This is a genomic window from Streptomyces durocortorensis (genome assembly GCF_016901035.1).
In the GTDB taxonomy this organism is placed as follows: domain Bacteria; phylum Actinomycetota; class Actinomycetes; order Streptomycetales; family Streptomycetaceae; genus Streptomyces; species Streptomyces durocortorensis.
In genome coordinates this window covers 1-13,346 of record NZ_JAFEUF010000198.1, presented here as the reverse complement: position 1 = coordinate 13,346, position 13,346 = coordinate 1, and the positions used below count along the sequence as shown (strand labels likewise).

The window sequence follows — 13,346 nt, the reverse complement described above, 5'->3', positions numbered from 1 at the left end:
ACCTCCTTCACCACCTCCCCCTCCACCCCCTTCACCTGCTCCTTCCACCAAAAGATCGGCGGCGACGAGATGCGGCTGCGCGCACTGCTGGAGACCGACGCGCTGGGCCTGCGGCTGCTCGGCGGCGAGGACGAGCTGGACCGCACGGTCCGGGGCGTCATGACGACCGACCTGCGCGACCCGAGCCGCTACCTCTCCGGCGGCGAACTGGTGCTCACCGGCCTGGCCTGGCGCCGGGACGCGGCGGACTCCGAGCCGTTCGTCCGGATCCTGGCGGGCGCCGGGGTGGCCGGTCTCGCGGCCGGTGAGGCGGAGCTCGGCGACATTCCCGCCGATCTGGTCGAGGCGTGCCTGCACCACCGCCTCCCGCTCTTCGTGGTGCACGAGACCGTTGCGTTCGCGACGATCACCGAGTACGTCGTGCGTCAGGTCTCCGGCGAGCGGGCGGGCGACCTGGCGGCCGTGGTGGACCGGCACCGGCGGCTGATGACCTCGGGCCCGGCGGGCGGCGGCCCCGAGGTGGTCCTGGACCTCCTCACCTCCGACCTGGACCTGCGGGCCTGGGTGCTCTCCCCCACCGGCCGCCAGATCGCCGGGGCGGGCGCTCCGCTGCCCGGGCCGCTGGGCGCGGCGCTGGCCGGGCACCACCTGGCCGCCACCCGGACCGGCCGCCGGGGCCCGCACCGGGCGGCCGTCGCCGGTACGACGTACTCCCTCTTCCCGATCCGGAACACCGGCCGGGGCGCGGTGCCGGCCGCCCGCGACGTACGGGAGTCGGTGCTCTCCGACTGGCTGCTGGCGGTCGAGGCGGACGCCTCGGACTGGCCCGCGGCCCGGCTCGACCTGCTCCAGGGCGTCACCCAGCTGATCGCGGTCGAACGCGACCGCCGCGACGCGGCCCGTACGGTACGCCGCAGGCTCGCCCAGGAGGTGCTGGAACTGGTCCAGGCGGGCGCCGCCCCCGCCGAGATCGCCGCCAGGCTGCGGGTCGCCGCACCCGTCCTGCTGCCCGGCCTCGGCGTGGCCCCGCAGTGGCAGGTCGTGGTGGCCCGGGTCGACTGGACCGCCCCGGACCAGGCCGCCGCCGCGGGCGAGATCGCGAGCGGTCCGGTGGCCCAGGCGCTGCTGGAGGAGATCCTCGTCGACCCGGCGGTCAGCGGCCCCGACTCCGCCGACCGGATCGCCGTCGCCCACACGGGCGCCGAGGCCATCGCCCTGGTGCCGCTGCCCGCGCTCATCACCGCGCCCGCCGAGTCGGGCGAGGGCGCGGAGGGCGTCGAGGACGCCGACGCCCTCGACGGGGAGCCCGGGCTGCACGCCGACGCGCTGCTCGCCTCGGTACGCGAACCGCTCTCGGCGGGACTGGCCGAGGACGGCCGGCTGACACTGGGTGTCAGCGCGGCCGTGCATTCCGCCGAAGGACTGCGCGGCGCGCTGGAGGAGGCCCGGCACGCCCGCCGGGTCGCCGCGGCCCGCCCGGGCCGGGTCTGCGCGGCCGGTCACCACGAGCTGGCCTCGCACGTGCTGCTGCTGCCGTTCGTCCCCGACGACGTCCGGCGCGCCTTCACCGCACGGCTGCTGGACCCGCTGCGCGACTACGACCGGCGCCACCGGGCGGAGCTGATCGAGACGCTGGAGGCCTTCCTGGACTGCGACGGGTCCTGGACCCGCTGCGCGGCCCGGCTGCACCTCCACGTCAACACACTGCGCTATCGCGTCGGACGGATCGAGCAGTTGACGGGGCGTGACCTTTCGCGCCTGGAGGACAAGCTCGACTTCTTCCTCGCCCTGCGCATGAGCTGATCTTCCGTCCGCGCACGGGGTCCGCCGGGGCCCCGTCGCACTCCGACCGATTGTGAAATCTTTCACCTGACATTGCCCGGACCCCTTGGCCCGGAGTGCCGATCCATGCTGAGATGCGGCATCACTCAAGCACTCAACAGCACAATGGCGCGCTCGGGGAGGGCAATGTGGCGGATACCGCCATGTCTGGTTCCGGAACGACAGCAGATGACGATCCGCCGCTCCAGACCGCGGTATGGCGGCTGCGCTCACGCGCCTGCTGGACGGACGCGGCCGCCCTGCTGGAGCACCACGCGAGCACCGATCCGGCCGCCGCGCTCCAGCGCACCGCGCTGCTGACCGAGCGGTGTCTGTACACCGGACAGGGCTGGACCGAGGCCGAGGACGCCCTGCGCACGGCGGAGGCCATCGCCCGCAGCGACGACGAGCGGGGCTCGGCCGCCTCCGAGCGGGGCCATCTGGCGTACGCCTCCACCCTCCTGGCGGTACGGGACCGGGCCGACGAGGCGAGCGTGGCGCTGAGCCGGTCGGCGGCCCTGCTGGCCCCCGCGTCACCCGCCCGGCCGCTGCTGGACTTCCGCCGGGGGCTGATCGCCCAGAACATCGCGGAGTCGCCGCAGGCGGCGCGTGCCGCCTTCCGCCGGGCGCACGCCGGTGCGGCGACGCTGGGCGACGAGCTGCTGCTGTCGTCCACCTGGCGGCATCTGGCGGCGCTCGCGCTGCGCGAGGGGGAGCTGGCCGAGGCCCGGCACGGCTTCGCGGAGTCGCTGCGGATCCGGGAGGAGCTGGGGTTCCTGGTCGGTACCGCCCCGGCGCTGATCTCCCTCGCCGGGGCGGAGGAGGAACCGGAGGCGACCCGGTTGCGTGCCGAGGCCGGCCGGCTGTTCCGGCTGCTGGGCGGCGTGCCCACCTGGCTGGCCCCGTATCTGGGCCCCCCGGCCCCGCGCACCGCCGAGGCGAGCTGAACGAAGGCGTGCAAGCTGACCGGGGGCGGGCCGCAGCTCCGCCGCCGGTCAGCCGTCGGCGCCGGTGAAGTGTTCGCTGACCAGGGCCTGCACGACGGTGAGGTCCTGGGCGATGAGGGCGTCGAGCAGGGCGGTGTGCTCGGCGGCGTCGGCCAGCAGCTCGGCCCGGCGGGTGGCGGGGCCCGCGACCAGCGGCCACTGGGAGCGCCGGTGGAGTTCGTCGGCGACGGTCACGAGCTGCTCGTTGCCCGACAGGGTGAGGACCGCCCGGTGGAAGGCCCGGTCCGAATCGGCGTAGGCGGCCCGGTCGCCCACGGCGGCCGCCGCGACGGTGGCGTCCGCCAGCGGGCGCAGGACGCTCCAGCGGTGCGCCGGGACCGTACGCGCCAGGCGCAGCATCACCGGGACCTCGATCAGGGCACGCACCTCGGCCAGCTCGGCCAGCTCGCGGGGGCCGCGTTCGCTGACCCGGAAGCCGCGGTTCGGCACCACCTCGACGGCGCCCTCGACGGCCAGCCGCTGCATGGCCTCGCGCACCGGCGTCGCGGAGACCCCGAAGCGGGCACCGAGCGCGGGGGCGGAGTACACCTGGCCGGGCACCAGCTCGCCGTCGACGAGGGCGGCGCGCAGGGCGTCCAGGATCTGGCCGCGCACGGAGTGGCGCTGGACGGCACGCGGCGCGGGAGGCTCACTGTGGGTGTGCTCGCCCCGGGCCTGCTCCGGCACCCGGGCGTCCGCCGGGGCGTGCGGGAACGTTCCGGGAGCGTACGCCGGACGTACGCCCTCGCGCGCGCTGCCCTGCTCCACCGGACCTCCTCCGACTGCCGCGGGCCGACTCGCGTGCGCCGGACCTCCTGTGCACGATAGAGGGAGGAGGCCGCGGTTCAAACATCGGTGACGTCGGGTAAGGTAAGCCTTACCTGCAAACGATCCCGATTCGGTGGTCCCCTGCATGACCCTCTCCCCGCCGTTCACCGGTACCGCGACGTCCCCCGTGACCGCCGCGTACGCCCGTCTGACCGAGGTGTTCCCCGGTCTGCGGGCCGACGTGCTCGACGGCGACGCCGTCGCCCCGTCCGGCGCGGGCTGGGTCGGCGCTGCGGAGCTGGCGGCCGGCGGTCCCGCCGCGGACACCTTCCTGGCCTGGGACAACGCCCAGGTGCTGCGCGACTACGGCCAGCAGGCCCGCCCGGACGTGGTGGCGAGCTTCGGTCTCCACCGGTACGCCTGGCCCGCCTGCCTGCTGGTGACGGTGCCGTGGTTCCTGCAGCGCCGGGTGCCCCGGATCCCGGTCGAGGACGTCGCCTTCCAGCGGGCACTGGGCCACCTGACCGTACGGGTGCGGGAATTCGCCTGCCTGCCGGACGACCCGGCGGCGACCCTGCCCGGGGCCCGGGTCGTCCCGGACGAGACGGCGCTGCGGGCCGAGGTCCTGGCCTCGCTCACCGAGCACCTCGGTCCGGTGCTGGAGGGCTTCGGGCCGCGCATGCGGCGCGGGAAGCGGGCCCTGTGGGGGATGGCGACGGACGAGATCGTCGAGGGCCTCTGGTACATCGCGCACCTGCTGGGCGAGGAGCGCCGCGCGATGGCCGAGCTGGAGCTGCTGCTCCCCGGCACCACGAAGCCGTACGTCGGCACCGCGGGCTTCCGCGAGCTGACCGGGCCCGACGGACAGTCGCTGCCGACCCGGGACCGGGCGAGCTGCTGCCTCTTCTACACCCTGCGCCCCGAGGACACCTGTGTGACCTGCCCGCGTACCTGTGACGCGGACCGGGTACGAAAGCTCGCGGCGGCTTCCTGATCCACACCGCCCGTCCGGGGGACGTGGAATCGAACGCAACTCGGCTTGACCGGGCGGGAGTTCGAGAAGATTCCACCCATCGATAGCCTCTCCTTCCCCCATGGCGTGCTCTTGTCCCGAAACCACCGGAGCGGGACGGGAATTCCGTCACGATGGCGTACGAAACGCCCTACGTGACGCAAGGGACCGCGCATGAGACTGACCGACATATCGCTTGACTGGCTGCTTCCGGGCGCCGTACTGCTCGTGGGAGTCATGGCGGCGGTGACGGTGGTCGCACGCGGCAAGCGTGCCGCCGGCAAGGCCGCGGCCGACGACTCCTGGGAACGCAGCGAGGAACGCCGCAGACGCAAGGAAGCGCTGTACGCCACCGCCAGTTACGTCCTGCTGTTCTGCTGCGCGGCGGTCGCCGCCGCGCTCTCCTTCCACGGGCTCGTCGGCTTCGGCCGGCAGAACCTGAGCCTCAGCGGAGGCTGGGAGTACCTGGTCCCGTTCGGACTGGACGGCGCCGCGATGTTCTGTTCCGTGCTGGCCGTACGGGAGGCGAGCCACGGAGACGCGGCGCTCGGCTCCCGGCTGCTGGTGTGGACGTTCGCCGGAGCCGCCGCCTGGTTCAACTGGGTGCACGCCCCCCGGGGCATGGACCACGCGGGCGCCCCGCACTTCTTCGCGGGGATGTCCCTCTCGGCCGCGGTGCTCTTCGACCGCGCGCTGAAGCAGACCCGCCGTGCCGCACTGCGCGAACAGGGCCTGGTGCCCCGTCCGTTGCCGCAGATCCGGATCGTCCGCTGGCTGCGGGCGCCCCGGGAGACCTTCGGCGCCTGGTCGCTGATGCTCCTGGAGGGCGTCCGCACCCTGGACGAGGCGGTGGACGAGGTGCGGGAGGACCGGAAGGAGCAGGAGCAGGACCGGCTGCGCCGCAGGGACCAGGCCAAGCTGGACCGGGCCCGTATCAAGGCCCTGAACCGGCAGAACCGGGTCTGGGGACGCGGCGGCCGGGGTGGGCAGCAGATGGATGCGCCCGCCCTCGCCCCGGCCTCGGGAGGCGCGGCGCCGGCCGTCGCGGAGCCTGCCATAGCAGAGCCGGGTCAGCTGCCTCTGCGACCCCGGCCATCCCTGCAAGCCGTCGGCCCGAAGCAGACGGCCGATGGTTCGAGCCCGAAGAGCCTGGACGCGCCGAACCAGGGAAGTGACCCTCGGACCGTCGACCTCACCGCTGAGGACGACACCCAGACACTCCCCCGGCTCGACTCGCTGGAACAGAAACTGAAGGATCTGGAGCAGCAGTTCGGCTGATCGCGCCGCGCGGCGGAGGACGCCTCAGGGCCTTCCGCCGCGCAGCTCGCAGAAGGCCCCTCAGGGCCGTCGGCCGTACAGCTCGCGGCGGGCTCCTCAGGCCCTTGCGCCGTGCAGCTCGAACCAGACGGTCTTGCCCAGGGCCTGTGCCTGCACACCCCAGGCGTCGGCCAGGCTCCGGACCAGGATCAGGCCCCTGCCGTGCGTACCGTCGTCGGCGTTCGGTACGTACGGCGCGGGCAGATCCTCGGACGCGAAGTCCTGCACCTCCACCCGCAGTCGGGCGGAGGTCGCCGTTGCGGTGACGACGGCCCCATGCCGGGTGTGGATGAGCGCATTGGTCACCAGCTCGCTCACGAGCAGCTCCGCCGCCTCGGTCTGTTCCTGGCCGGAGCGATGTCGGAGGAACTCCCGCAGCTCCCGGCGGACTTCCCCCACCGCCGACCGTTCGGCGTGCCCCACTCTTCGGCGCATCCGGGCGGGCTGCAGCACCTCACCCGGTCTCCGGCCCCGGGGGCCGCGCCCCTCGACGACCGTGGTCCTCTTCTGACGCTTCGCCATTTCCCCCGCCCGCACAGTGAACCGACCTCCTCTGATCCGGCTGCCGTCGAACAGCCTCACGGGATGCATGCCCCTGTACGCACACGGTCACGCTTGTGGGCCCGTCAAGAAGTGAACGGTCGGGAGCGGTGAGGGGCGCACGGAACATCCCACCCGCGCACGCCATCACCACATAGGCGCAGCTCCGGTTAACGTCCGGCGAATACAACCGAGTTGACGTTGACGACCCAACTTCTACGCGCGTCATCATGATGGCATGCGCATCCCCCCACGCATCACCCGGCTCGGCGGCTCGGCCGCCCTCCTGTCCCTTCTCCTCGCCTCGGGCCCGGTCACGGCCCAGGCCGCCACCCCGGCGACGACCCCCACCACCTCCCACTCCGCGACCGCCTTCCGGGCAATGGCGGTGGGCAGCATCTGCTACTCCGCCCTGCCGTCCCAGGCACACGACACCCTGGACCTGATCGAGCAGGGCGGGCCGTACCCGTACGAGCAGGACGGCACCGTCTTCCAGAACCGCGAGGGCCTGCTGCCCGACCAGTCCACCGGCTACTACCACGAGTACACGGTCATCACGCCCGGCTCCGACAACCGGGGCGCCCGCCGGATCGTCACCGGCGAGCAGACGGAGGAGGACTACTACACCGCCGACCACTACGCCTCCTTCGACCTGGTCGACCACGACTGCTGAAGCCCGCTTCCGAGGGGTGCTCCGCACGCTCCCGGGGAAGGAACCTGAGCCCCGCACCTTCCCGAGGAGCTGTGATGCACGACGACCGCACCCTGGTGGAGGGCCGCCTGGAGAGGGCCCTCCACCAGTTCGTCCGCCCGGCCCAGTACGCCGCCCGCACCCCGCTCGCCCTGTCCGTGTGGCACGTTCCGGGCGAGCCGGTGCCGGTGGCGGAGGCCCTCGGGGCGGACTTCGTGCCGTTCGCGGCCGGTACGGAGTGGGGGAAGCCCTGGTCCACCAGCTGGTTCCGGCTGCGGGGCGCGGTGCCCGAGGAGTGGTCGGGGCACCGGGTCGAGGTGGTCGTCGACCCGGGGTTCACGGGCCAGGGGCCGGGGTTCCAGGCGGAGGGGATGCTGTACGACCATCTGGGCGTCCCCCTGAAGGGTGTTCATCCCCGCAACCGGCACCTGACGCTCGCACACCCGGCGGCGGGCAAGGAGCCGGTCGATCTGCTGCTGGAGGCGGCCGCCAATCCGGCGATTCTGGAGCACGGTTTCGCACCGACCCCGCTCGGTGACGTACTGACGTCCGGCGACCGCCCCCTGTACCGCTTCGCCTCCGCCGACCTCGCGGTCCTCGACGAGGAGGTCTGGCATCTGGTCCTGGACATCGAGGTGCTGTCCGAGCTGATGCACGAACTGCCCGACGACCGGTCGCGGCGGCACGAGATCCTGCGGGCGCTGGAGTCGATGCTCGACGCGCTGGACCTGCACGACGTCTCCGGCACCGCGGCGGCGGGCCGGGCGGCGCTGGCCGAGGTGCTGGCGCGGCCCGCATCCGCGAGCGCGCACCGGATCTCGGCGGCCGGCCACGCGCATATCGACTCCGCGTGGCTGTGGCCGCTACGCGAGACCGTCCGCAAGGCGTCCCGTACGTTCGCCAATGTCACCGCCCTCGCACAGGACTACCCGGAGCTGGTCTTCGCCTGTTCGCAGGCCCAGCAGTACGCCTGGGTGAAGGAGCACCAGCCGCAGATCTGGGAGCGGATCAAGGAGGCGGTGACAGCAGGTCAGTGGTCTCCGGTCGGCTCGATGTGGGTGGAGTCGGACGCCAACATGCCGGGCGGCGAGGCGCTGGCCCGCCAGCTCGTAAACGGAAAGCGGTTCTTCGAGGAGGAACTGGGCGTCGAGACGGAGGAGATCTGGCTGCCGGACTCCTTCGGCTACACCGCCGCCTTCCCCCAACTGGCCCGGCTGGCCGGGGTGCGGTGGTTCCTCACCCAGAAGCTGTCGTGGAACCAGCACAACAGGATGCCGCACCACACCTTCTGGTGGGAGGGCATCGACGGCAGCCGGGTCTTCACGCACTTCCCGCCGGTCGACACGTACAACGCGCAGCTCCACGCCCGCGAACTGGCGCACGCGGAGCAGAACTTCGCCGACAAGGGCCGGGCGACGCGTTCACTGGTGCCGTTCGGCTGGGGCGACGGCGGGGGCGGCCCGACCCGCGAGATGCTGGAGCGGGCCCGCCGGCTGCGGGATCTGGAGGGCTCGCCGCGCGTGACGGTCGAGAAGCCCTCGGCGTTCTTCGCGGCGGCCGAGGAGGAGTACGGGGAGCAGGCGCCCGTCTGGTCGGGCGAGCTGTATCTGGAGCTGCACCGGGCCACGTACACCACGCAGGCGAAGACCAAGCAGGGCAACCGACGCAGCGAACACCTGCTGCGCGAGGCCGAGTTGTGGGCGACGGCAGCCGCCCTGCGCTCCCCCGCCTACCGCTATCCGTACGAGCGTCTCGACCGGGTATGGAAGACGGTGCTGCTGCACCAGTTCCACGACATCCTGCCCGGCTCGTCGATCGCCTGGGTGCACCGCGAGGCCCACGACACCTATGAGGAGGTCCGCGCCGAGCTGGCGGACCTGGTGGCCGACGCGGTGACCTCGCTGGGGCCGGCCGAGGGCCTGGTGGCGCTCAACTCATCGCCCTACGAACGGGCCCAGGTGGTCGAGCTGGACGCGGAGGCAGCCGGGGTGCTGCCGTCGGGGGCGCACCTCCAGGAGCTGGGCGAGGACAGGGCGGCGGTGCTGGCGCGGAGCCCGGGGCTCGGGGCGGGACTGCTGGACGGGGCGGCGGTCCCGGAGCACGCGGTGACGGCGGAGGCCTCGGATGCAGGTGACATCGTCCTGGACAACGGGCTGGTGCGGGTCGTGGTGGACGGCGACGGGCTGATCTCGTCGGTCCGCGACCTGATCGACGGGCGCGAGGCGCTGATTCCCGGCACCCGCGCCAACCTCCTCCAACTGCACCCGGACCACCCCAACCACTGGGACGCCTGGGACATCGACCGGCACTACCGCCGCACCCGAACCGATCTCACCACCGCCGACTCCGTGTCCCTGGTGGAGGAGGGTCCGCTGCGGGCTGCGGTGCGCGTGGTCCGGTCCTTCGGGAAGTCGACGGTCGTGCAGGAGGTGCGGCTCGCGGCGGGGGCCCGGCAGCTCGACATCGACACCGAGGTGGACTGGCAGGAGTCGGAGAAGGTCCTCAAGGCGGCCTTCCCGCTCGACGTCCACGCCGAACGGTCCACCGCCGAGATCCAGTTCGGTCATGTCCACCGGGCGACCCACGAGAACACGTCCTGGGACGCGGCCCGTTTCGAGATCTGCGCCCACCGCTGGCTGCGGGTCGCCGAGCCCGGCTACGGCATCGCGCTGCTCAACGACTCGACGTACGGCCACGATGTGACCCGCACCCCGCACCCGGACGGCCTCGGCACCACGGTCCGGCTGACGCTGCTGCGCGCCCCGCACAGCCCGGACCCGCACACCGACCTGGGCGTGCACCGCTTCCGCTACGCGCTCGCGCCGGGTGCGGAGGTGACGGACGCCGTACGGGAGGGCCTGGCGCTGAACCTCCCACTGCGGGCGGCGGTGGCCCCGGTGGTGCCCGCGCTGGTGTCGACGGGGCATCCGGCGGTGACGGTCGAGTCGGTCAAGCTCGCCGAGGACCGGGGCGGGGACGTGATCGTACGGCTCTACGAATCGGCGGGCGGCCGGGCGCGAACCCGGCTGAGGGTGGCGTTCCCGGTCGCGGAGGCGCGGATCACCGATCTGCTGGAGCGGCCGCTGCACGCGGCGGAGACCGACGAGGACGGACTGGTCCTCGACCTGCGGCCGTTCCAGATCCTGACGGTGCGCCTGACGCCCGCCTGAAGGACTTAGGGACGCGGAACGTTCCGGAGGTTGGAACGGGCCATCTGGAGCATCCGGCCAACTCCGCCGTCCAGCACGATCTTGCTGGCGGAGAGCGCGAAGCCGGTGACCATCTCGGCGCTGATCTTCGGCGGGATGGAGAGCGCGTTCGGGTCGGTGACGACGTCGACGAGCGCGGGCCCCTTGTGCTTGAAGGCGTCCTTGAGCGCGGACTGCAACTGCTTGGGCTTCTCCACGCGTACGCCGTAGGCGCCGGCCGCACGGGCGATGGCGGCGTAGTCGGTGTTGGCGTTGGTCGTCCCGTACGACGGCAGGCCCGCCACCAGCATCTCCAACTCAACCATGCCGAGCGAGGAGTTGTTGAACAGGACGACCTTCACCGGCAGGTCGTACTGGACCAGGGTGAGGAAGTCGCCCATCAGCATGGAGAATCCGCCGTCGCCGGACATCGCGACGACCTGCCGGTCCCGGTCGGTGAACTGGGCGCCGATCGCCTGCGGAAGGGCGTTGGCCATCGAGCCGTGGCTGAACGAACCGATCACCCGCCGCTTGCCGTTGGGCGTCAGATAGCGGGCGGCCCAGACGTTGTTCATCCCTGTGTCGACGGTGAACACCGCGTCCTCGTCGGCCATCTCGTCCAGTACGGAGGCGACGTACTCGGGGTGGATCGGAACGTGCTTCTCGACCTTGCGGGTGTAGGCCTTGACCACGCCCTCCAGGGCGTTGGCGTGCTTCTTCAGCATCCGGTCGAGGAACTTGCGGTCGGACTTGGGCTTCACCCGGGGGGTGAGACAGCGCAGGGTCTCCCGCACATCGCCCCAGACCGCGAGGTCGAGCTTGGAGCGGCGGCCGAGGTGTTCGGGGCGCACGTCGACCTGGACGATCTTCACGTCGTCCGGGAGGAAGGCGTTGTAGGGAAAGTCGGTGCCGAGCAGGATGAGAAGGTCGCACTCGTGCGTCGCCTCGTACGCGGCCCCGTACCCGAGCAGCCCGCTCATCCCGACGTCGTACGGATTGTCGTACTGGATCCATTCCTTGCCGCGCAGCGCGTGCCCGACCGGGGACTTGATCTTCTCGGCGAACTCCATGACCTCGGCGTGCGCCCCGGCCGTGCCGCTGCCGCAGAACAGGGTCACCCGTTTGGCCTCGTCCACCATGCGGCAGAGCTTGTCGATCTCGTCGTCGCCGGGCCGGACGCTGGGTCGTTCGGTGACGAGGGCGTGCTCGATGGACTTCTCGGGGGCGGGCTTGGAGGCGATGTCACCCGGCATGGTGACGACGCTGACGCCGCCCCGGCCGATGGCGTGCTGGATCGCCGTCTGGAGGAGCCTCGGCATCTGCTCCGGGTTGGAGATCATCTCGTTGTAGTGGCTGCACTCCTGGAACAGCAGCTCGGGGTGGGTCTCCTGGAAGTAGCCGAGGCCGATCTCGCTGGAGGGGATGTGCGAGGCGAGGGCCAGCACCGGGGCCATGGAGCGGTGTGCGTCGTACAGGCCGTTGATCAGGTGCAGATTGCCCGGCCCGCAGGAGCCCGCGCAGGCCGCGAGCGAGCCGGTGACCTGCGCTTCGGCCCCGGCCGCGAAGGCGGCGGTCTCCTCGTGCCGGACGTGGATCCAGTCGATGGACGGGTTACGCCGGATGGCGTCCACGACGGGGTTCAGGCTGTCGCCGACGACGCCGTACAGACGTTTGACGCCCGCCCTGGCGAGGATGTCGACGAACTGCTCCGCCACGTTCTGCTTGGCCATGGGTGCGCGCCCTTCCTTGCCCGTGCTCCGTGCACGTCGGTTGTCCGGGGACCGGAGCGGCGAAACACCGTTCCGCCGGGCTCCGGCATCCATCAACCCACGGCGTGCGCGGTTACGCCTCCCAGACGGCGGCGCAGGTGCGGTCGTCGGCGTACCCCTTGATACGGAGCTGGGTGTCGGCGAGGAAGGCGGGCAGTCCGGGCGGTCCTCCGCTCCCCCAGCGCTCGGCGAGCTCGCCGGGGAGGGCCGGTTCGCCGCGCATGGGCTCGGCGAGTCCGTTGCTGCACAGCATCAGTGTGTCGCCGGGCCGCGCCACGGAGGCCCGGAACCGGAAGGGCTCGGCGGGCGGCTGCGGGGATCCTCCGGCGCTCGGAGAGGCGGGCCCGGTGATCTGGAGGTCCATGGTCAGCCGGTCCCCGTCCGGGCCCGCCTCCGGCTCGTCGCCGGGCCACGCGGCCGGGCCGCTCTCCGGGAGGAAGGGCTCCAGGTCCTGCCAGAGCCCGTCGCGGAGCCGGAAGAGTGCGCCGACGCCGACGCCGAAGAAGACCCGGGTGCGGCAGTCGGGGTCGGCGGACAGCAGGAGGCAGCGGAGGCTCGCGGTGTACGCGTCGGGTTCGACGCCGAGTTCGGCGGCGCGGGCGCGCAGCTTGCCGTACGTACGGTCGGTGAGCCGGTGCAGACCGGACTTCAGGTCGCCCCGGCGGCCGGCTCTTATGTCCTCGGAGAGCCGGAGGTGGCTGCGGGCGACGGCCCCGCCGATCCAGCGGCAGGCGTCGGCAGCGGCGAGGTGCGCCGCCTCGCCGTCCCGCCTGCCCCCGGCGACGGCGACGAGGACGAGGGCGCTCTCGGCGGCCCCGAACCGGGCGGTGAGCAGCCCGTCGCGCCGGGGCTCACCGCGGAAGCGGGCCGAGTCGCCGCGCACGGAGACGGCCCGCAGGGTGTACGTCCCGTAGCGCGCGCCGTCCAGGACGGTGTCGGGGACGAGGCCGTCCAGGTTCTCCGAGGTGGCGGAGGGCAGGGCGGCGGGCTCGGCGTCATAGGTGGGCGGCCGGTCCCCGAGGTGCGCGACGGCGGGCCGTGCGCCGGCACCGGTCGCGGGGTCCGGCGGCAGTTCGTGCAGGGCACTGGGGTCGGACGCGAGGGGCCCCGCGTCCGGCTCGCTCTGCTCCGGCACACGCGGCGCGGCGAACGTCCGGGGCCCCGGCTGCCCGGCGGGCGCTTCCCAGGGCGCGGGGAAGGCGGTGGTGCGGGGCGCGGCGGGAGGCGAGGCCGGTGGCGGCGGCGATACGGGCG

10 protein-coding genes are annotated in these 13,346 nt (G+C 72.8%); 6 read left to right on the top strand and 4 right to left on the bottom strand.

Annotation, left to right across the window (positions count from 1 at the left end; genetic code table 11):
- Nucleotides 1–69: 69 nt before the first annotated feature.
- Complete coding sequence (locus JS521_RS27435; protein ID WP_205085651.1) at nt 70–1,803, top strand: PucR family transcriptional regulator ligand-binding domain-containing protein; 1,734 nt, start codon at nt 70–72, stop codon at nt 1,801–1,803.
- A 182-nt stretch (nt 1,804–1,985) separates the two neighbouring features.
- Nucleotides 1,986–2,768: a hypothetical protein gene (locus JS521_RS27430; protein WP_205085648.1), complete on the top strand. Its 783-nt coding sequence runs from the start codon at nt 1,986–1,988 to the stop codon at nt 2,766–2,768.
- Nucleotides 2,769–2,816: 48 nt separating this feature from the next.
- On the opposite strand, the gene JS521_RS27425 is transcribed toward JS521_RS27430, so the two are convergent.
- Nucleotides 2,817–3,575, bottom strand: coding sequence for a GntR family transcriptional regulator (locus tag JS521_RS27425; protein WP_205085647.1), 759 nt, complete (start codon nt 3,573–3,575; stop codon nt 2,817–2,819).
- Between the two features lie 145 nt (nt 3,576–3,720).
- On the opposite strand from JS521_RS27425, the gene JS521_RS27420 reads away from it, so the two are divergent.
- Both JS521_RS27420 and JS521_RS27415 read left to right on the top strand, forming a co-directional pair.
- The gene (locus tag JS521_RS27420) at nt 3,721–4,569 is read left to right on the top strand and encodes a (2Fe-2S)-binding protein (RefSeq protein WP_205085646.1); all 849 of its coding nucleotides are present in this window, start codon (nt 3,721–3,723) and stop codon (nt 4,567–4,569) included.
- A 192-nt stretch (nt 4,570–4,761) separates the two neighbouring features.
- Complete coding sequence (locus JS521_RS27415; protein ID WP_205085645.1) at nt 4,762–5,865, top strand: DUF2637 domain-containing protein; 1,104 nt, start codon at nt 4,762–4,764, stop codon at nt 5,863–5,865.
- Between the two features lie 96 nt (nt 5,866–5,961).
- Here the strand turns inward: JS521_RS27415 and JS521_RS27410 are convergent, their stop codons facing one another.
- Nucleotides 5,962–6,327, bottom strand: a complete 366-nt coding sequence (locus JS521_RS27410; protein WP_205085650.1) for an ATP-binding protein — start codon at nt 6,325–6,327, stop codon at nt 5,962–5,964.
- A 355-nt stretch (nt 6,328–6,682) separates the two neighbouring features.
- Between JS521_RS27410 and JS521_RS27405 the strand changes: the two genes are divergently transcribed.
- Nucleotides 6,683–7,117 (top strand): guanyl-specific ribonuclease, encoded by a 435-nt coding sequence (locus JS521_RS27405; protein WP_205085644.1) that lies wholly within the window; start codon nt 6,683–6,685, stop codon nt 7,115–7,117.
- Between the two features lie 74 nt (nt 7,118–7,191).
- Nucleotides 7,192–10,305 (top strand): alpha-mannosidase, encoded by a 3,114-nt coding sequence (locus tag JS521_RS27400; protein ID WP_205085642.1) that lies wholly within the window; start codon nt 7,192–7,194, stop codon nt 10,303–10,305.
- Nucleotides 10,306–10,310: 5 nt separating this feature from the next.
- Here JS521_RS27400 and JS521_RS27395 read toward each other — a convergent pair whose 3' ends face one another.
- Both JS521_RS27395 and JS521_RS27390 read right to left on the bottom strand, forming a co-directional pair.
- Nucleotides 10,311–12,053, bottom strand: coding sequence for a pyruvate dehydrogenase (locus JS521_RS27395; protein ID WP_205085641.1), 1,743 nt, complete (start codon nt 12,051–12,053; stop codon nt 10,311–10,313).
- Between the two features lie 112 nt (nt 12,054–12,165).
- Nucleotides 12,166–13,346: protein phosphatase 2C domain-containing protein (locus tag JS521_RS27390; RefSeq protein ID WP_239487907.1), on the bottom strand; the 1,181-nt coding region annotated here is incomplete at its 5' end.